This window comes from Streptomyces parvus, from assembly GCF_014648875.1.
GTDB lineage: Bacteria > Actinomycetota > Actinomycetes > Streptomycetales > Streptomycetaceae > Streptomyces > Streptomyces parvus.
Genome location: NZ_BMRY01000005.1, coordinates 367,213 through 385,015 on the forward strand (window position 1 = coordinate 367,213; position 17,803 = coordinate 385,015).

17 protein-coding genes and 1 pseudogene are annotated in these 17,803 nt (G+C 70.2%); 11 read left to right on the top strand and 7 right to left on the bottom strand.

The window, feature by feature from the left end; translation table 11 throughout:
* Nucleotides 1-43: 43 nt before the first annotated feature.
* The 4 genes and pseudogenes from IE140_RS18455 to IE140_RS18470 form a co-directional block, all read right to left on the bottom strand.
* Complete coding sequence (locus IE140_RS18455; protein WP_109178970.1) at nt 44-1,159, bottom strand: ADP-ribosylglycohydrolase family protein; 1,116 nt, start codon at nt 1,157-1,159, stop codon at nt 44-46.
* A gap of 310 nt (nt 1,160-1,469) precedes the next feature.
* Nucleotides 1,470-2,081: pseudogene (locus IE140_RS18460) on the bottom strand (AAA family ATPase); the annotation flags it as partial.
* A gap of 10 nt (nt 2,082-2,091) precedes the next feature.
* Nucleotides 2,092-4,497 (bottom strand): tetratricopeptide repeat protein, encoded by a 2,406-nt coding sequence (locus IE140_RS18465; protein ID WP_150193470.1) that lies wholly within the window; start codon nt 4,495-4,497, stop codon nt 2,092-2,094.
* A 12-nt stretch (nt 4,498-4,509) separates the two neighbouring features.
* Entirely contained in the window at nt 4,510-4,812 is a 303-nt protein-coding gene (locus IE140_RS18470; RefSeq protein WP_150193469.1) for a sulfatase, read from the bottom strand.
* A 141-nt stretch (nt 4,813-4,953) separates the two neighbouring features.
* On the opposite strand from IE140_RS18470, the gene IE140_RS18475 reads away from it, so the two are divergent.
* From IE140_RS18475 to IE140_RS18485, 3 genes are all read left to right on the top strand, one after another.
* A complete protein-coding gene (locus IE140_RS18475) occupies nt 4,954-5,787 on the top strand; it encodes a helix-turn-helix domain-containing protein (RefSeq protein WP_150193468.1) in 834 nt (277 codons plus the stop codon).
* Nucleotides 5,784-5,984, top strand: a complete 201-nt coding sequence (locus tag IE140_RS18480) for a DUF397 domain-containing protein (RefSeq protein ID WP_150193467.1) — start codon at nt 5,784-5,786, stop codon at nt 5,982-5,984. The genes IE140_RS18475 and IE140_RS18480 overlap by 4 nt, the downstream gene beginning before the upstream one ends.
* A 133-nt stretch (nt 5,985-6,117) precedes the next feature.
* Nucleotides 6,118-6,717 carry a hypothetical protein gene (locus tag IE140_RS18485; RefSeq protein WP_229826846.1) on the top strand — a complete coding sequence of 200 codons (600 nt, stop codon included), beginning with the start codon at nt 6,118-6,120 and terminating at the stop codon, nt 6,715-6,717.
* A 4-nt stretch (nt 6,718-6,721) separates the two neighbouring features.
* Here IE140_RS18485 and IE140_RS18490 read toward each other — a convergent pair whose 3' ends face one another.
* On the bottom strand, nt 6,722-7,120 hold the full coding sequence (locus IE140_RS18490; RefSeq protein ID WP_150193465.1) for a hypothetical protein: 399 nt from the start codon (nt 7,118-7,120) through the stop codon (nt 6,722-6,724).
* Nucleotides 7,121-7,192: 72 nt separating this feature from the next.
* Here IE140_RS18490 and IE140_RS18495 point away from each other — a divergent pair, with 72 nt between their 5' ends.
* Entirely contained in the window at nt 7,193-8,122 is a 930-nt protein-coding gene (locus IE140_RS18495) for a TetR/AcrR family transcriptional regulator (RefSeq protein ID WP_150193464.1), read from the top strand.
* Nucleotides 8,123-8,278: 156 nt separating this feature from the next.
* Here the strand turns inward: IE140_RS18495 and IE140_RS18500 are convergent, their stop codons facing one another.
* Nucleotides 8,279-9,136 carry an NPP1 family protein gene (locus IE140_RS18500; RefSeq protein WP_150193463.1) on the bottom strand — a complete coding sequence of 286 codons (858 nt, stop codon included), beginning with the start codon at nt 9,134-9,136 and terminating at the stop codon, nt 8,279-8,281.
* Between the two features lie 219 nt (nt 9,137-9,355).
* On the opposite strand from IE140_RS18500, the gene IE140_RS18505 reads away from it, so the two are divergent.
* The 5 genes from IE140_RS18505 to IE140_RS18525 all read left to right on the top strand — a co-directional run bounded on the left by IE140_RS18505 (nt 9,356) and on the right by IE140_RS18525 (nt 14,295).
* Nucleotides 9,356-9,799 (top strand): hypothetical protein, encoded by a 444-nt coding sequence (locus tag IE140_RS18505; RefSeq protein ID WP_150193462.1) that lies wholly within the window; start codon nt 9,356-9,358, stop codon nt 9,797-9,799.
* Between the two features lie 60 nt (nt 9,800-9,859).
* Nucleotides 9,860-12,046 (top strand): DUF6571 family protein, encoded by a 2,187-nt coding sequence (locus tag IE140_RS18510; RefSeq protein WP_150193461.1) that lies wholly within the window; start codon nt 9,860-9,862, stop codon nt 12,044-12,046.
* Nucleotides 12,046-12,579 carry a hypothetical protein gene (locus IE140_RS18515; RefSeq protein ID WP_150193460.1) on the top strand — a complete coding sequence of 178 codons (534 nt, stop codon included), beginning with the start codon at nt 12,046-12,048 and terminating at the stop codon, nt 12,577-12,579. Before IE140_RS18510 ends, IE140_RS18515 begins: the two co-directional genes overlap by 1 nt.
* 20 nt (nt 12,580-12,599) lie before the next feature.
* Entirely contained in the window at nt 12,600-13,136 is a 537-nt protein-coding gene (locus IE140_RS18520) for a hypothetical protein (protein WP_150193459.1), read from the top strand.
* Nucleotides 13,137-13,245: 109 nt separating this feature from the next.
* The gene (locus tag IE140_RS18525) at nt 13,246-14,295 is read left to right on the top strand and encodes an aldo/keto reductase (protein WP_150193458.1); all 1,050 of its coding nucleotides are present in this window, start codon (nt 13,246-13,248) and stop codon (nt 14,293-14,295) included.
* Nucleotides 14,296-14,316: 21 nt separating this feature from the next.
* Here the strand turns inward: IE140_RS18525 and IE140_RS18530 are convergent, their stop codons facing one another.
* Nucleotides 14,317-14,988 (bottom strand): class I SAM-dependent methyltransferase, encoded by a 672-nt coding sequence (locus IE140_RS18530; protein WP_150193457.1) that lies wholly within the window; start codon nt 14,986-14,988, stop codon nt 14,317-14,319.
* 160 nt (nt 14,989-15,148) lie between these two features.
* Between IE140_RS18530 and IE140_RS18535 the strand changes: the two genes are divergently transcribed.
* Entirely contained in the window at nt 15,149-15,577 is a 429-nt protein-coding gene (locus IE140_RS18535; protein ID WP_150193456.1) for a hypothetical protein, read from the top strand.
* Between the two features lie 52 nt (nt 15,578-15,629).
* Nucleotides 15,630-17,801 carry a hypothetical protein gene (locus tag IE140_RS18540; protein WP_150193455.1) on the top strand — a complete coding sequence of 724 codons (2,172 nt, stop codon included), beginning with the start codon at nt 15,630-15,632 and terminating at the stop codon, nt 17,799-17,801.
* The last annotated feature ends 2 nt before the right edge of the window (nt 17,802-17,803 follow it).

Genomic DNA, 17,803 nt, shown 5'->3' on the forward strand with positions numbered 1-17,803 from the left:
GCCCCGCCCCTCAGCCGCGCGGATGGACCCGACGCCCCGCCCCTCAGCCGCGCGGGTAGCGGGCCAGCCAGCCCGGGGCGACGGCGGCCGGGCTGTGCAGGGCGGGGCCCTGGGTCATCTCCATCGCGAAGTCATCGGCCAGTTCGAGGAGGGTGGCCCGCCCCTCCAGCTCCGCGAGCCAGGCCGGCGGCAGCGCGGTCTCCCCGTGCAGAGCGCCCAGCAGCGCCCCGCAGACCGACCCGGTGGCGCGGGAGGGCCCGCTGTGGTTCACCGCGAGCCGCAGCCCGTGCCGGATGTCCTCGCTGACCAGCGCGCAGTACACGGCGACGGCGAGGACCTCCTCGGCGGCGTCGCTCGCACCCAGGGCCTCGATCAGCGCCGGCCCCGGGATGCCCTGGCGCACCGAGCCCAGCGCCTGCCGCAGCGCCTCGGTCACCGGCTCGTGCCCGGGGCGTTCGGCGAGCAGGCTCAGCGTGTTCTGCACCGCCCCGTCCAGGCTCTCGCCGCGCGCGAGACCGTGTACGAGTACGGCGAAGGCTCCGGCGGACAGCTGGGCGGCGGGGTGGCCGTGGGACTGGGCCGCGCACTCGACGGCCAACTGGAGCACGAGCCCCGGCTCCCAGCCGACGAGGAGCCCGAAGGGCGCGGACCGGGTGAGCGCGCCCGCGTCCCGGGCGGCGGGGTTCTTCGGCCGGTCGAGGGTGCCCATGACGGTGTCGCCGAAACCGGACAGGCATTCCCGGGCGGGATCGCGGCGGGCGTAGAGCCACTCCTCGGCGGCCAGCCAGCCGTTGTCCTCGCGCCGTTCGTCGGGCCCCCAGTCGTGCTGGGTGGCGGCCCAGCGCAGATGGGCCCGGTGCACATCGGTGGGCGGGTGCCAGGCCCCGGTGTCGCGGCGGACCTGGGCGCGGATCAGCCCGTCGACGGTGAACAGGGTGAGCTGGGTGAGGGCGGTGACGGCGCCGCGTCTGCCGTGCGCGGGTACGTAGTCGGCGACCCCTTCGACCCCGTGGGCGGCGCGGATCTCCTCCAGCACGAGCCCGCTGACCCCGGCCCCGAGCGCGTCCCCGACGGCCCCGCCGAGCAGGGCCCCGCGGACCCGGCTGCGGAAGTCCTGCTGCTCGGCCCGTCCCCAGACCGCCGTGGTCCCTGTGCTCACCCCGCCCCCTCCCGTCACCGCTCCCGGCACCACGTGCTCGCCTGCGCGCGGGCCCCTGCGGGCGACCGCGCAAGCACTGTAATCGAACAGGAACGGGCGGTAGAGGGGGCGGCCGGGGTACGTACGGGTATGTCGACGGACGTCCTTGAGGTCGTTTTTGAGCGGTGGGGCGGACATGCCCTCAGGCCCGCTCCTCGCCCCGGGCCCCCTCGGCCATGATCCGGCGCACGTCCGCACGCGTGATGGGGCCGCCCAGATCGCGCGTCTCCTCATCCGCGACGAAGACGCCGCCCCCGGCACCACCTCCACTTCCGGGGCGTGATCGGCCCTCGACTGCCGCCAGCACGGCGTCGGCCAGCTCCGCCACCGTTCGTCCGCCGCCGGTGTCGATCCGGTCCAGGCCGAGCGCGTCGACGGCGTCCACCATCAGCGCCTGGTAGCGATCGGTACGGGCCAGGAACCGGTCGATGAGCAGCCGCTCCTCCTCCGTCGCTTCCTTGTACCGCCCCGCCGCCCGCACCCGGTCGTGTACGACCGTGGCGTCGGCGGTGAGCCACACAGCGGCCGTACGGGGCGCCGTCAGCGGGGCGACGCGCTCGGGCCACAGCGCCGAGCCCTCCAGGACCAGCCCCGGCGAGCCGGCCTGCGCGTGGTCGGTGATCAGCTCCTCGATACGCGGCCAGAGCCGTTCGTAGTGGGCGAGGACGGAGGCGATGAGCTCGTCGGTGGTCAAGGTCCCGTAGTGCTCGGCGACATGGGGTGGCACCTCGCGCTCCGGGGTCCGCCAAGGTCGTCCCGGGTGCCGGGCCAGGCCGTCCGTGGAGCGGTGCTCGAACCCGAGCCGCTCCGCCACCGCCTCGGCGACGGTCGACTTCCCGCTGTTCGAGGTCCCGCCGATCAGCACCACTCGCACATCACGCATACCCGCGAACCTACTGCCCCGTGCGGGCCCCCAGCCGCTCCCGCTGCGCCCGGGCCCACGCATACTCCGGGTCCAGCTCCAGCGCCCGGTCCAGGTCCGCCCGCGCCTCCGGCAGCCGCCCCAGGGCCTCCAGGGCGATGGCCCTGCTGCCGTGGGCCCAGGCGTACTCGGGGTCCAGGGCCAGCGCCCGTCCGTAGCAGGCGACGGCCTCCTCGTACCGGCCCGTCGCCCGGTACACCTCGCCCCGCTCCCCCTCCGTCCCGGGCCGCCCGGGGTTCAGCTCCTCGGCCCGGTCCAGGTCGGCGAGGGCGCCCACCGGGTCGCCCAGGACCGTGCGGACCCGGGACCGCCGCACCAGCGCCCAGGCGTACTCCGGCCACAGGGCGACCGCCCGGTCGAAGTCGTCGAGCGCCTCCTCGTGCCGGCCCAGGGCATGGCGGACCAGTCCCCGGCTGCCCAGCGGCACGGCGTCGGACGGGTCCAGGGCGTGCGCCCGGTCCAGGACGGTCAGGGCCTCCTCCAGGCGGCCCATCCGCCGGTACGTCTCGCCCCGCTCCCGCACCGCCCAGGCCCAGGCGGGCGCGATCTCCTCGGCCCGGTCCAGGTCGGCGAGGGCTTCCTCGTGGCGGCCGAGCGACCGCAGGATCACCGCCCGGCCCTGGTGGGCGCGTTCGCTGCGCGGGTCCACGGCGACGGCCCGCCCGTGGTCGGAGAGCGCGGCGTCCAGCTCCCCGGCCCGGAACCGGTCCCAGGCCCGCGCCACGAGGGCGGCCGCCCGGTCCCGGTCGGTCAGCTCGGCCCGGGTCAGCAGGAGCCCGAGGGCGGCGGTGGGGCGGGGGCCGTGGTCGGTTATGGCGGCGAGCAGGTCCCGGCCCCACTCCCGCAGTACGGCGTCGTCGGCGTCCTCGCCCGCGTCCACCAGGGTCCGGGCCCAGTGCCGGGCGCGGGACGGCCGCTGGGAGAGCAGTTCGATCCCGGCGCGCAGGGCCTCGGGCAGCGCGGTGCGCGGGCGGGCGCACAGCCGGTGGTACAGCACGTCCAGGGCCGCCCGGCGCCAGGGCTGCTCGGCCCAGAGCCGTTCCGGGTCGACCCCCTCGGCAGCCGCGTCCCGGCGCGCCGCGAAGGCCTCGGCCAGCCGGTCGTGCGCCGTCTTCCAGCGCCGGGGGGATCCGGTGCGCTGGAGCCGGAGCATGGGGGCCCGGACGACGGCGTGGTAGCGGGAGCGTCCGCTGTACGGCTCGGCGACGAAGGGCAGTTCGAGCAGCCAGTCGTAGAGCCCCGGCACATCGTGCGGCCCGTCCTGCGGTACGGCGACGGCGACCAGGTCCTCGTCGAACCGGCGGGGCAGCGCGCAGGCGAGTGCGGCCGCCCGGCGGGCCGGGTCGCTCTCCCCCGCCAGGAAGCGTTCGACGGCGGTCGCGTTCGCCTCACCGGCCGCGCCGGGGTTGGCGGCGAGCGTCGACACCAGGACCGGCAGCCCGCCGGATAGCCGCAGCACTTCCCGTACGGCGGGCTCCGCCACCACCCCACGCCCGTTGAGGAGTTGGCGCGCCTCCTCCTCCGTGAACGGCCCCAGCGGCACGTCCGCGACCAGCCGGCCCCGGTCGCCCCAGTGCGCGGGGTCGAGGCGGCGCTGGCCGGCCAGGGTGAGGACGAGGTTGGCGGGCAGTTCGCCGTACCGCCCGGGGGTCAGCAGGTCCGCCAGCCACCGGTCCAGCTGGGGGGCGGTGCGCTCGTAGGTGTCCAGGAACAGGGCGATCCAGGGCACGGCGTCCGCGACCCGGTCGAGCTCGGCGACGAACACCGGGGTGAGGACCTGGACCGGTTCCGCCAGCAGCCGGGCCTCCTCCAACTGCCGGGCCCGCCCGCCGAACACCGCCCGCAGCCCGCCCGCGCCGCGCGCCACGACCGCCGGGTCGATGCCCCCGGCCAGCGCCCCGACGACCGGTATCGCCCCGGCCGCGAGCAGCCCGGCCTGCGCGGCGGCGAGCGCCCCGGGCGAAGGAACCCCGGCCGCCGCCTCGTTGTCCGCCGCGAGCCGGCCGGCCGCCTCGTGCAGCGCGCGCCGGTGGGTGGCGAGCAGCCGGTCGAGCGCCTTGAGCGGATGCCCCTGCTCGGCGAACTGCGCGGCGATGGCGCCGAGTACGTCCGGCACGGAGTCGGCGCTCTCGTCGGCCGACGCGACCAGCGCCCCGAACTCTCCTGCCGCCTGCCGCCATTCACGCACCAGCGAGGTCTTGCCGACCCCGGCGTTGCCCCGCACGTGAAAGACGAACCGGTGCCGGGGGTCCTCGGGCGGCACCGTGAAGTTGCCTCGGAACAGTGCCAGTTCGGTCTCTCGCCCGACGAATGCGGCGCGGCGCTGGCCTTCGACGATCTGCTGGAGGGAGAGGCGGCGGGGGCTGGACGGCGACATGGTGTCAGTCTGTCAGCGGCCCCCGGGATCCGGCAGCCGCAGCCCCCGGCTGTGCGCGACGAGCAGCACGTCCCGCAGGGACAACACGGCCTGTGTCAGCGCGAACCGTACGGCGACCTCGCCGGCCACCTGGTCCGCCAGCACTTCCTGCGCGCCTTCGAGTACGACGTTGCCGCACTCGATCTGCTCCTCCTCCATGTCGTCGGCGAACCGGGAGAGCCTGCTGTTCGGGTCGCCGGTACTGAGGTAGCAGGGCTTGCCTTCGGGGGACCTCCAGGGGAGGAGGCGGAGTTGCGAGGTGTCGGCGTCGGTCATGTCGGCGTCCTTTGCGCGTGGGGGGTGCGTGACCCTGACGGGTGGCGATTACGGTTCGTGCCTCCATCGTCACGGCCTCCGCCCTACGCTCGACAGAGGCACGCGATTGCCTGCGCACAGGACAACGGCGAGGGGTCGGGGATGACCGAAGTCGCGGAAGTGAACGTGGAAGCGGAGTCGGGGCGCGCGGCGCTGGGGCGCGCTCTGAAGTACTTACGGGAGAAGGCGGGGCTGTCGCTGGGGCAGCTCGCGGAGAAGACCCGGTACGACAAGAGTTACCTGTCACGCCTGGAGTCGGGGAAGCGGCTGTCCAAGCTGGCGGTGATGGAGGACCTGGACCGCTTCTATGAGACGGGCGGGTTGCTGGTCGAGCTGTGGAAGGTGGCGCGGCGGGAGGTTTTCAAGGACAAGTACAAGGAGTTCATGCGGCTGGAGTTCACGGCCCGCATCATGCACAAGTACGCCCTCGGCATTCCTGGCCTGTTGCAGACCGAGGACGTGGCACGGGCCCTGTTGTCCGGCGACCAGGAAACGGAGAGCGAGGCGGAGTCGGTCGAGGAGCAGGTGATAGCGCGCCTGGGCCGCCAGCAACTGCTCTTCCGTAATCCGGCTCCGACCGTCCGCATCATCATGGACGAGTACGGGTTGCGCCGTCAGGTGGGCGACGCAAAGGTGTGGGAAGCCCAGTTGGAGCATCTGATCAAGATCGCAGAACTGCCGATGGTCACTCTTCAGGTACTGCCGTTCTCGGCCGGCGCGCATCACCTGATGAACGGCTCGCTCACGCTCCTGTGGCAGGAGGACGGAAGCGCGGTTGCCTACGTGGAAGGCAACCAGTGCTCCGAGTTGCTGGAAGATCCGGCCGACGTCACGCGCGCCCGGCTGTCCTACGATCGGGCACGGGATCGGGCGCTGCCCCCGCCCGACTCCATCGCCTTCATCAGGGGCGTCCTGAAGGAGTTCAGAGGATCATGAAGCGTACGCCCGACCTCTCCACCGCGACGTGGCGCAAGTCCAGCTACAGCGATGGCGGCGACAACAACTGCATCGAGGTCGCCGACGGCTACCCCGGCGTCGTCCCCGTACGCGACAGCAAGATTCCCGCAGGACCTGCGCTCGTGATCGCCGCGCCGGCCTGGGCGGCCTTCGTGGAGTTCGCGGCCGAGCGCTGACCCCACCCCCGTACACCACAGGGCCCGCACCCACGTCCTCACCGGACAGGGGCGCGGGCCCTCGTGCCTACTCAACCGCCCCTGAGTACCGGCGCTCATGATCACGCGCGGGCCGCTGCCTAGCGTGGCCGGCATGGACACGGAAGAAGCAGCAGCAGCAGCCACCGCAACAGACACCTCACCCGTCGCGAGCGCGCGGGGGTTCTACGGCTGCGTGATCGCCCTGATCGCCTTCTTCACGCTGATCGCGCTGGGGGCTCATGCGCTGAACGAGTTCGAGAAGGGCCTCGACGGCGACGGGCAGTTGGATCAGCCCGGCCTTGCGGGAAGCGTGTCCCAGCCTCTCGGTCCCGGCACGACAGCCCGGTACGAGGACGGGCTGCGGGTCACCGTCGGCCGCCCCGAGCGACACGACGACGGCACCTACGGCGTCACCGTAACGTTCAAGAACGGCACCGACGAAGACCTGCGCCTCGGCGATGAGGAGTTCTCCGGCACGCTCGACGTCCAGCCCGGCGAGTCCGGCCAGGACTACGCCCCCGGCGACAACGTGAGCTGGCTGAACTGGCGCGAGGTCGCCTCCGCCCTCGCGCCGCCCCTCCCCGAGGGCGAGGAGCGCACCGTCCCGGTCCGCCTGAAGCCGGACCGGAAGGGTGCCCCGGTCACGCTGGAGGTCACCCCTCCGCACTCCGGCTACCGGGAGACGGCCTACTTCCAGCTCACTCTGGGCTGAGCCCTCACTCCCTGCTTCGTTCCTCCGCCCAGGCGCGGGCAGCCGTCACGTCCTGCGTGGCCGTCGTCGGGCAGCCCCAGAGCTGCTCACCGCTGTGGATGGATTCCGCGCGCTCTGCCGGGATGTCCGCCGGCGCGACGAAGGCGAGCCCGCGGCAGAACTCCGTGAGGCCGGGCCGGATCGCCTTGAGGGTCCGGATGCGGTCGGCGGCGGAGGGCACGTCGCCGGATGGCGGCGGGGTGCGCCCCTCCGGCGGCGCGGGCATCAGGAGGATCGCCGCGAACGGCTCCTCGCACTCCGTCAGGGCGCGCAACTCGTCGAGGATCACTGCCTGGGCGTGTTCCATGGGCAGCCCCGAGGCGTCGATCTCCCGTGGCTCCTGTACCGCTCTCCGTACGTCCATCGGGTGACCGTAGCAGCATTAGCGACCACTGGTCACTAATAGGCGTGCGCCTTCCCTGCGTACGCTGCCCCGATGAACAGCACCGGAGGGAAAGGGCGGCCCGGACGGCCGGCAAGGCTGAGCCGGGAGCGGATCGCCGAGGCCGCCCTGCAGGGGGACGTCGCGACGCTCACCATGCGGGAGCTCGCGACGAGGCTCGGGGTCTCGCACTCGTCGCTGTACCGGTGGGTGCCCGATCGCGACGGCGTGCTGGACCTCGTCAGTGGGGTCATGGTCGAGCGGGTGCTCCCCGAGGACGAGCCCGATGACGAGAACTGGCGCGACTGGCTGACCCGGCTGGCGTGGGCGATGCACGACGAGTTCCTGGCGGTACCGGGGTACGCCGCACACGTGGCCCGGCCGCACCGCCACCACCCCGAGTCCTTCGGGCGGCTGCGCGGCAGAGCCGTCGCCGCGTTCCGCGCGGGCGGCGCCGACGCACGGCAGGCCGAGCAGAACTGGACCGTCTTCGGCCACGGTGTGGTCCGGTGGCTGGCCGCCGCGGGCAGCCACCCGGCGGAGCCGCCGTTCGGCCGCTACCTCGACACGCTGCTGCGCGGCCTGCCCCGCCACGCCGAGGAGCGCCCCCCGTCCCTGCGCCCCGAGGCGGCCGCGCACACGGCCGCGACCGCCTCCCCCTCCATCGGCGACGAGCATCTGCTCGCCCTCACCCGGAACCTCACCTCGGAATCGGCGAAGGCCCGGGAGCGGGCGTGCGAGACGATCTGCGACTGGGTGCGGTCCTTCGACCGGCGCGAGGTCCGGACCCTGGCCTCCCTCCTCGCCTCGGCCGCTGTCCTGGAGCAGGACGAGACCTGCCTGGAGAGCGAGTTGAACGCGCTGGGCGAGCTCTCGGTGACGGGCCTCTTCGACGCCGCGGACATCGCCACCCTGCGCCGCCTGCCGCGGGACTCCGTACGCCCGGCCGACGTCGAGCACCTGGACAACCTGATGGAGGAGTAATTCTGAGGGCCCCGGTCAGGCACTGCCTGCCCTCTCCCCCTCCCTCTGCTCCGCGAACAGCCTCCGCCACCACTTCCTCAAGCAGATCGGAGTGTCGCCGAGCGACTACCGACGCGCCTTTCCTCCGGCGTAACGGCGCAACGGGCCCGGTGACCTTCACGCCCAGGGATCGAAGGGGATCCCGGCGGGCTTGGAGTTGTTGAGGAGGTTGCGGAAGCGGTCGTCCTTGTCGGTGACCTTGATGGTCGCGGACCCGAAGTCGGCGTTCATGAGTTTGTCGCGCAACTCCGTGCTGGGGAAGCCGTTCCAGTCGACGATCGGGGGGTAGCGCCAGGTGCCGTAGTGGTTCTCCGGCGGCTCGTCGTTGCCGTTGGCGAGGCGGAAGAAGTGCGTGCTCGGACCGTCCTTGTGGTACACGGCCTTGGGGTGCGAACCGTCGAACCGCACCTGCGAGCGCGGGTAGGTCTTGACGGTGCTGTGCTGGGTGGTCGAGACGTAATCCACTTGGTTGGAAGCCTGGTTGACCCAGGAGATGACGTGCTCGAAGTCGTGACGGTGCCCGCCGAGCCCACTGCCGTGGACGGCCTGGTCCTTCTCGAAATAGCTCGCGTAGACGATGCCGCACCAGCCGTTGTTGCACTTGGAGCGGGCGTACGTCTGGGAGTTGTCCAGGTCCCACTGGTCCCGGCAGCTGCCGTTGATCGCGCCGGTCGTCTTGAGCCCCGGAGCGAGGGTGCCGTCCGGGCCGATGGCGGGGGTGGCGTAGCAGCCGTCACCGTCGTAGTCGTAGGCGGGCGAGAAGGCCTGCTCGTAACCACCGGCATTCTGGGGGAGACTGCCCGGCGGGTCGGCGTGGGCGGCGGATGCGGTGCCCAGCACGAGGAGGCCCGCGGCGGCGAGGGTGGTGACGGTACGGGTGGCACGCCGGTTGCGGAAGGGAAGTGATCCGGCCACGGCCGGGGGCGCCTTCCTGCGGACCTTGCGGGGGAAATCCGACATCAACGGGGTTCGCATGACTTATGTCGCTCCTGACTCGGCAGCACGTCACGACAGGTGTGACTCCCGCAAGAATTGCCCGGGTCATGACAGAAGGAAACGGAAGACCGTCCCCCACCTGCCCGGCGTCATCCAGCAGTCGCCCGCCCAGCAAACGATCAAGAAGCAAAGATAACGTGGGTGAAAAGGCAGCCGCAGAGCGGAAGAAGAAGCGATGTACGGCTTCACGGAGGACCTATGACGTGGGACGAGTGGGAGCAGGCGAAGGCGAGGGCCCAGCAGGGCACAGCCATGCAGTTGAACGAGGTCGCTCCCGAGCGCAGCGGTAGCGGCGACGGGGACATGGTCGTGCACGACAACGTGCTCGGTGCGCTGGGGAACGCGGCCTACACCCTGCGTCAGCACTTCTCCACCGCGTCCGACCACGCCCGGCAGAACACCTTCGACGCGTCCATCCAGCTGTTCAACGACGGGCTGGACATGGGTTCGGCCCTCACCGAACTCCACGACGCCTGGAACACGAAGGCGGGAACGCTCAAGGAGGCATGCGCGCACATCTCCAACCACCTCGACTACTCCCGCGCCCAGCACGCGAAGGACGCGGTCAAGATCGCGACGGACATGCGCACGGTCGGCGGGGACGAACTGTCCGTGTCGCGCATCCACGACTACTACAAGTAGCCGGGACTCAGGGCCACGCAGGCGCACGCAGGAAGACGCACGACGACGGGGGCACACATCATGGTCACCTTCCAAGAACTCAACGACCTGCGGCTGGGAAAACTCCAGTCCGCGGTCGCGGACTGGCAGGCGATGATCAACAAACTGGTCAAGGTCGCCGACGGCGGCGACGGCGAGATCAGCGCGGCGGATCTGGCCGCCAAGGCCAAAGCGGCCGATTGGAAGGGCCAGAACGCGACCGTGACCAAGGACTTCGTCACGGTCACGGCGCGGGAGTTCGATGACGTCGTCACCGTCGCACGGAGTATCCACACAATCCTGAGCGGCGCGCACAGCAAGCTGACGAAGCACAAGAGCGACTTGTCCGACGCGGTGAGCAGGGCGGCCAAGAAGAACATCTACGTGAACGACAAGGGCGTGGTCAACGCCGCCGTCCCCTCGCCGCAGGCGGCCGGCAGCGCGAAGATCGAACCGCCGACCCAGGCGGAGATCGACGCGGTGGCCAAGGAGATCAGCACCATTCTGACCGCGGCCGGCGAAACCGACAGCACGGCCGCCACGGCGCTGCGTTTCCACGCCAAGGACAAGCACGGATTCGAATCGAGCGGATTCAACAGCTTCGACTCGGCGCAGCAGGGCATCGAGGACTCCAACGAGCTCATCCGCCTGGGCAAGCTGGACCCCAGCAAGATCACCAACGAGCAGCTGGAACGCTTCAACGCCCTGCTGAAGGCCCACCCGAACGATCCGGTCTTCGCCGAACGCGTGGCCCTCGGCCTCGGTCCGGAAAGGACACTGAAGTTCTTCGCCGGGGCCGTGGACCTGGACAGCTGGGAGAACCGGGACGACGGCACCGCCGGAACGCGGGAGGACCGCGAGCGACGCATGCAGCTGCTCGGCACGCTGGAGAAGCAGCTGGGCACCACGCTGGCTAACGCTTCCCACTCCAACAGCGAGGGCATGGAGTCCTGGAAGGACCGGGTGGTCGCGCTCGGCGGCGAGAACGTCGGCAGCGGCCAGGGTGGGAGCCAGACCCGTGTCCACGGCTTCCAGGCCATGAGCAACCTCATGCGCCACGGGAAGTACGAGGGCGAGTTCCTCAACGACTACGGCAACGCGCTCGTCAAGTACGAGAAAGAGAACACGGGGGACGTCAAGGACCCGGGCCCCGGCGGAAAGCGCCGGGAGGACGTGCTGCCCTGGGACAAACTCCCGTCGTACGCGAAGATCGACCAGCTCCACTACGGAGAGAACAACGACGCGGGTACGGACCCGATGACCGGGTTCATGAAGGCGCTGGCACATAACCCTGACGCGGCTACGGACTTCTTCAGCGCAACCGACCCCCAGGACAACGCGCAGTACTTGCTGAAGGACCGCCAGCCCATGAACGACGTCGTACCCGACTCCATGGGGGTCGGGGGGTCGGTGGATGACTACAAGGGCCCGAAGGCGATCTACGAAGCGACCGGCGACGCCCTCGTCGCGGCGGCGACCGGGGTCGACCCGGACGACAGCTCCGCGCGACCCCCCGAGCACACCGGACAGCACCGGCAGGTGCTCGACAACTCCCTGAAATACCTCGCGGCGCGGGGCAACGACTTTCCCGCAGAAATGCGGGACGACATGGCGATCGTGCTCTCGAACCACGGGGACGTGGTGCACCACTCCGCCAGTGCGCTGGCGGACGATCCCGAGGACGCTCGGCTGCTGGACCGGGACCAGCTCTTGGAGGTCTCCAAGCAGGTCTCCCGCGACCAGAACGCGTACGGCATGCTCAACGAGGGCCTGAACCAGGAAATGTACAAGGACATCCGCGAGAACAAGGCCGAGGATCCGAAGGAGACTCTGTTGCGCGCGGGCGGAACCGTCGGATTCCTCGAACAGGCCCGGTATCAAGCCCTGGTGACCGACAAACACGATCCTTCGTGGGATGCCAAGTGGTTGTACCACGGGTTCGGCAGCATCGTGAACTTCGTGCCCGGGGTCGGTGATCTCGCGCAGCGCGGCGTCGACGCGGTGACCTACGAGTGGCAGCAGGAGGAACAGAAGCGAGTCGACGCGATCCAGGTGCAGGACAACCAGGAGACTTTCAAGGGGAGGGAGCGGCAGTTGCAGGCGCTGGCCGACGCATGGGAAAGGGCGAACCCTGGCCACTCCAACTCCCGCTACACCCTCACCAGAGAGATCGGCAGTGCTGCCTACGATGGCAACGACCGCGCCAGCGGGTTGGAGGGCGCAGGGTGATGAAGTCGAGTGTGTCGCGACAGGTCGGATCTGTCGCCCTGCTCACCGTGATACTCGCCGGAGCCGCCGGCTGCGGAGAGCCCGAACCCTTCAGAATCTCCGAGGCCTGCGGAGTCAAGACCGACCCGGACCTCATCGGCCAACTCCTCCCCAGGGGAGAGAAGCTGAAGGCCAAAGACACGTTCTCTGAACCCAAGCAGCCGCGTTGCGAGTTCGAGGTGGACGGGGTGGAACAGGTGGGACTGCGGGGCGATGTCGTCGAGCCGTTCGTCGAGCCATTGAAAGTCAACGAACGGACCATGCGACGGTTGGGCAATCCGATGCCCGCCGACGTCGGCGACGGCGCCACCATCTCGGACCACGCGGCGATGGCCGTCCAGGCGTGCACGTACAAGGGAGAAAAGAGTCAGTACGTACTGTCCATCGATGGCGTGGAGGACCCGAAGGACATCGAAGAGCGCCGTCGCATCCTGGAGAAGTTCCTGCGCTCCCAACTGCCCGTCGCCATGGAAGCGGAGGGCTGCCGCCCGTAGTGGGCGTCGGTAGTGATCGGATGAAGAACAAGCTTCTGCGGCAGTGGCTCGGTGCCACGCTGTCCGCCGCCCTGCTCATCGGCATCACCGGTTGCGGTGGGCCGGAGTCGTTCACGGTCTCGGACCTGTGCGGGAGGAAGGTGGACCCTGCCCTCGTCGCCCCCTTCCTCCCGGGCGGCGAGACACTGAAGGTCGACGACGGTATCTCCGCTCCGGAGCAACCACGCTGCCAGGTGTACGTCGACGACGACCTCCGCCTCTACGTGCGGGGCAACATCGACAAAGCCGACTTCGACATCCTGAAGGCCACGGAGCGGAGCATGCGACGGCTGGGCAACCCGACGCCGGCCGACGGCATCGGCGACGGGGCAACCATCGCGGACCGTGGGGCGATGGCCGTGCAGGCGTGCACGTACAGGGGAGAGAAGCGCCAGTACATTCTGGAGATCGACGGGGTGGACCACCCGGCGAACACCGCCGAACGCCGAAAGGCCCTCGAAGAGCTCCTGCGAGCCCACCTGCCTGTCGTCATGGAGGCGGAGGGCTGCCCTCCGTAAGGACAGGGCGGGGCGGCGCGCTTGCCATCGAGTCCACTCGAAGTCCTACAGTGCGCGCACGGATCCGGATCCGGCCCCAGCCACCCCGCACCCACCAGGGAGCCCGGCCATGCTCTACCGCACACTCGGCGGCACCGGCATCGAGGTCAGCGCGCACTGTCTCGGCACGATGATGTTCGGCAAGGTCGGCAACCCCGATCACGCCGACTCCGTACGCGTCATCCACGCCGCCCTCGACGCGGGCATCAACTTCGTCGACACCGCGGACATGTACTCCGCCGGCGAGTCCGAGACCATCGTCGGCAAGGCGCTGAAGGGGCGGCGCGACGACGTCGTCCTCGCCACCAAGGTCCACTTCCCGATGGGCGAAGGGCCCAACCGGGGCGGAAACAGACGGCGTTGGATCGTCAAGGAGGTCGAGGAGAGCCTGCGCCGCCTCGGCACCGACTGGATCGACCTCTACCAGGTCCACCGCCCCGACCACACCACGGACATCGAGGAGACCCTCTCCGCGCTGACCGACCTCGTGCGGGCGGGGAAGATCCGCGCCTTCGGCTGCTCGACGTTCCCGGCCGAGGAGATCGTGGAGTCGCACGTCGTCGCCGAGCGGCGCGGGCTCGGGCGGTTCCGGACCGAGCAGCCGCCGTACTCCATCCTCGCCCGGGGCATCGAGCGGGCCGTCCTGCCGACCTGCCGGCGGTACGGGATGGGCGTGCTGACCTGGTCCCCGCTGGCCTCCGGCTTCCTGACCGGCAAGTACCGCAAGGGCGGGGCCATCGACCTGACCAGCGGGCGGGCGGCGCTGCATCCGCACCGGTTCGACCCGGATGCCCCGCTGACCGCCGCCAAGCTGGACGTCGTCGAGCAGCTCGTCGCCGTGGCCGACAGCATCGGGACCACCCTGCCCGAGCTGGCGGTCGCCTTCCCCCTCGCCCACCCCGCCGTCACCTCGGTCATCATCGGCCCGCGCACGATGCAACAGCTGGAGGGGCTGCTGAAGGGCGCCTCGCTCACGCTGGACGACGAGACGCTCGACCGTATCGACGCGATCGTCGCCCCCGGCACCGACGTCTACCCGCCGGACGGCGTGTGGACCCCGCCTTCCCTGACCGACGTCGCCCAGCGGAGACGGCCGGTGGGCGAACGCGCGGCGGCGTAGGCCCAGTTGGAACCACGACGTCTACGGGGCCTCGGCGGTGGTCGGCTTTCGCGCCAGGAAGCTGACCACCGGCCGCTTCTCGCCCTCATCCGGCGCTTGCAGCGTCTGCGCCGTGATCGCGAATCCCACCCGCTCCAGCAGCCCGGCGATCCGGTCCGCAGGCAGCCGGTAGCTGTCGAAGGGGGCGGGGTCGCCGTCGCCGTAGCCGTACGTACGCCGCTGGTGCTCCTCCTCGCCGACCCGGGTGACGAGGAGGAGGTGCCCGCCGGGCGCCAGGACGCGGTAGAACTCCCCGTACACCTGCGGCAGTTCAGCCGGGGGCAGGTGGTGGGTGGAGTAGAACGCCAGGACGCCGCCGAGTTCGCCGGCGCCGGCCGCCAGTGCGGACATCGGGCCGACGTCGAAGCGCAGGTCCGGGTGGGCCGCGCGGGCCAGTTCGATCATCTTCGGTGACAGGTCGACCCCGAAGGCGGAGACGCCGAGTCCGGTCAGGTACGCGGTCACCTTGCCGGGGCCGCACCCCACGTCCGCCGTCGGGCCGAGGCCGGACGACGTGACGAGCTCGGCGAAGGCCGACAGGACGGCGCGCGACACCGGGTCCAGCGCGCCGGGGTCCTTCACGAAGCGGGCGTAGTCGGCGGCGACGGTGTCGTACGACTGCCGGGTCGCGTTCAGGTGCGGGGGTTCGATCACCCCGTGACGCTATGCCGTCCCGATGCCGTCCCGATGCGAGCGCCTACAGGTGTGACTGAGTTGTGCTGATCCACCTCCGATGGGTTCACACACCAAGCAGGTTGCTAACGTGCAGGGCGAAGGGTCCAGCATCGGCCAAGCACGGGGGACGGTTCGGTTCATGGCGTGGGACGAGTGGGAACAGCTCAAGAGCGACGCGGCGCAGCGGGCCTCGGCCCCCATGCAGCTCAATGGGGCGCCACCCGGCGCAGGCGGACCCGGCGGACCCGGCGACCTGGTCGTCCATGACGACGAGCTGGGCAAGATGGGCAACACCGCGTACGAACTGCGCCAGAAGTTCGGCGTCGACAGCGACCACGCCCGCCCCAGCACATTCACCGCCTCGATTGACCTGTTCAACGACGGACTCGACATGGGCGCGGCCCTGACCGAGCTCCACGACGCGTGGAACAGCCAGACGAAGACGCTCAAGGACGCCTGCGCCCACATCTCCAACCACTTCGACTACACCCGGGCGCAGCACGCCAAGGACCAGGTCCAGGTCGCGACGAGCATGCCGGTGTCCAAGATCGACGGCTACATAAAGTAACTTTCGCAAACCGGGAAGATCCGGCGAACAGCACACGGGGGCTGGGCAGCACATGGCGACCGAGACGATGACCGCGCAGGAACTGACGGATCTACGGCTGGGCACACTCGACACAGCGGTCACGGACTGGGAGACCATGTCCAAGCGCCTCAAGACGCTCTCCACCGGCGAGGGCGGCGGGGTGAACGCCAAGCGGCTCCAGACGGAGGCGAACGCCGCCGACTGGAACGGCGTCAACGCCACCGTCACCAAGAGTTTCGTCACCAAGACGGCCGTCGAGTTCCAGGACGTGGCAGGTCAGGCCACGAGCGTTCTGGGCATCCTTCGCGACGCCAGCGCGGCGTTCAAGAAGCACAAGGCCGACCTGCGCACGGTCATCGACGACGTCGCCAAGCGGAACATCTACATCAACGCCAAGGGCGGCGCCGTCGCCTCCGTTCCCTCGGGCGCCGCAGCGGGCAACGGGGACATCCCCACCCCCAGCGACGAGGAACTCGCCGTCGCGGAACGCCGGGTGAAGCGCGTCCTCTGGGAGGCGAGCGAGACCGACCGCATCGCGGCCCGCGCCCTGCGCGCCCTCGCCAGGAACAAGCACGACTTCACCGGCGACGGCCCCGGCGGGCTCAAGGAGGCCGACGACCGGCAGGGCAAGGCGGACGCCGACTACTGGGCGAAGAGGGTGAAGGAGAGCGACCCGGGGGAATGGAGCGACAAGGACGTCGAACGCTTCAACGAGACGCTGATCAACCAGCGCGACAACCCGGGGTTCAGTGAACGGTTCGCCACCACGCTGGGCGCCGAGGGCACACTCCAGTTCTGGCGGGACCTCGCCGCTCCGCCCGGTGGCGCGGTCGAGGGCGAGCGGGCCAAGGTCCTGGCCCAGGTCCAGGACAACCTGAGCATGACGCTCGCCACGGCCTCACACAGCGACAGCCCGGCCATGGAGAACTGGAAGCGGGACGTGATCGCCGCCGGGGACAAGCCGTTCCCCATCCAGAACCTGCCCATGGGGCCGAACGGCTTCCAGGTCATGAGCAGCCTCATGGGCAAGGGCAAGTTCGACGACGCGTTCCTCAACGACTACGGCACGGCCCTGGTCAAGCATGAGCGCGAGTTCCCCGGGGACCCGAAGGTGGCCTGGCGCGACACGGCCAACCTGAACTACCCGCCGACCGACGAGCCCAACGATCCCTTCGCCGGCTTCATGGAGGGCCTCGGGCACAACCCGGAGGCTTCGCTCGAGTTCTTCAACGACTCCGTCAAGGCCGACGGCAAGGACCTCGACAACTGGGACTACCTGGTCGCCAAGAGCGACGACGCCCGAGAATGGCCGGTCGGGGAGGACGGCAAGCCGCTGGGCCACGACGCGCTGGGCCACGCCCTCGAATCAGCCACGATCGGTGTCCCGCACGACTCGGACGCCACCCCGCCCAAGCACTCGGCCGGCAGCGCGGAGCTTGTCAACCGGATCGTGTCGGAGTTCGGCAAGAACTCGGACCGGCTGGACGAATCACCTATGAACGACAGCTTCGGGAACATCACCGCGGAGTACATGCGGGATGTCCAGGACGGGATGAACGGCGACCGCGAGATCAAGACCTACGGGAGCAATGCCAACCTCGGCGATCTGCCCCGTGGCCAGCTCAAGGACTTCATCGCGCAAGTGGGCAAGGACCCCGACGCCTACGGCGCGATCATCAACTCCCAGCAGGCGGTCACCACCGAACTCGTCAACGAGGGTTACCACGACAAGGCCAAGTACGCGGAGTTCTCCGAGGAGATCGCCAACCGCATCACGCCCGGCGCCGAGATCGCGGGCATCATGGCTGAATCCCGCACCCAAGCCGTGTACGACGACAAGATCGCCGCCGACGCGGAGTTCAACGAGAGTCTGGCGACCACGGACAAGTGGGCCGGACGAGCCATCGACATGGGGCTGTCCCGGTTCCCCGTCGCGGGCGATGCAGCCGGCATGATCATTGAGGATATCCGGGGCGCGGTCGTGGAGCACTACACCCGTGACTCCAGTGAGCAGGCCGGGCAGGATCGCAGCGATTTCCTCGAGGAACAGCGGAGCAAGTCCGCGGACGCGATGTATGACGCCACTTACCAAGCGGCCATCGAATCCGGAACCGATCCGGAGAACGCGAGGAGCCAGGCCGATTCCGCAGCCCGCGAGGTGCGGGTCGGCTATGGGATGGGCCGACAGCGGGCAGGGAGCTAGAT

Excerpts from the sequence above, each read along its gene's own strand:
- IE140_RS18475 (WP_150193468.1), top strand. The coding sequence starts at position 4,954 with ATGACCGAAGTCGCGGAAGTGAACGTGGAAGCGGAGTCGGGGCGCGCG.
- IE140_RS18505 (WP_150193462.1), top strand. The coding sequence starts at position 9,356 with ATGACGTGGGACGAGTGGGAGCAGGCGAAGGCGAGGGCCCAGCAGGGC.
- IE140_RS18515 (WP_150193460.1), top strand. The coding sequence starts at position 12,046 with ATGAAGTCGAGTGTGTCGCGACAGGTCGGATCTGTCGCCCTGCTCACC.
- IE140_RS18495 (WP_150193464.1), top strand. The coding sequence starts at position 7,193 with ATGAACAGCACCGGAGGGAAAGGGCGGCCCGGACGGCCGGCAAGGCTG.
- IE140_RS18490 (WP_150193465.1), bottom strand. The coding sequence starts at position 7,120 with ATGGACGTACGGAGAGCGGTACAGGAGCCACGGGAGATCGACGCCTCG.
- IE140_RS18480 (WP_150193467.1), top strand. The coding sequence starts at position 5,784 with ATGAAGCGTACGCCCGACCTCTCCACCGCGACGTGGCGCAAGTCCAGC.
- IE140_RS18500 (WP_150193463.1), bottom strand. The coding sequence starts at position 9,136 with ATGCGAACCCCGTTGATGTCGGATTTCCCCCGCAAGGTCCGCAGGAAG.
- IE140_RS18520 (WP_150193459.1), top strand. The coding sequence starts at position 12,600 with ATGAAGAACAAGCTTCTGCGGCAGTGGCTCGGTGCCACGCTGTCCGCC.
- IE140_RS18470 (WP_150193469.1), bottom strand. The coding sequence starts at position 4,812 with ATGACCGACGCCGACACCTCGCAACTCCGCCTCCTCCCCTGGAGGTCC.
- IE140_RS18485 (WP_229826846.1), top strand. The coding sequence starts at position 6,118 with ATGGACACGGAAGAAGCAGCAGCAGCAGCCACCGCAACAGACACCTCA.
- IE140_RS18525 (WP_150193458.1), top strand. The coding sequence starts at position 13,246 with ATGCTCTACCGCACACTCGGCGGCACCGGCATCGAGGTCAGCGCGCAC.
- IE140_RS18510 (WP_150193461.1), top strand. The coding sequence starts at position 9,860 with ATGGTCACCTTCCAAGAACTCAACGACCTGCGGCTGGGAAAACTCCAG.
- IE140_RS18535 (WP_150193456.1), top strand. The coding sequence starts at position 15,149 with ATGGCGTGGGACGAGTGGGAACAGCTCAAGAGCGACGCGGCGCAGCGG.
- IE140_RS18465 (WP_150193470.1), bottom strand. The coding sequence starts at position 4,497 with ATGTCGCCGTCCAGCCCCCGCCGCCTCTCCCTCCAGCAGATCGTCGAA.
- IE140_RS18540 (WP_150193455.1), top strand. The coding sequence starts at position 15,630 with ATGGCGACCGAGACGATGACCGCGCAGGAACTGACGGATCTACGGCTG.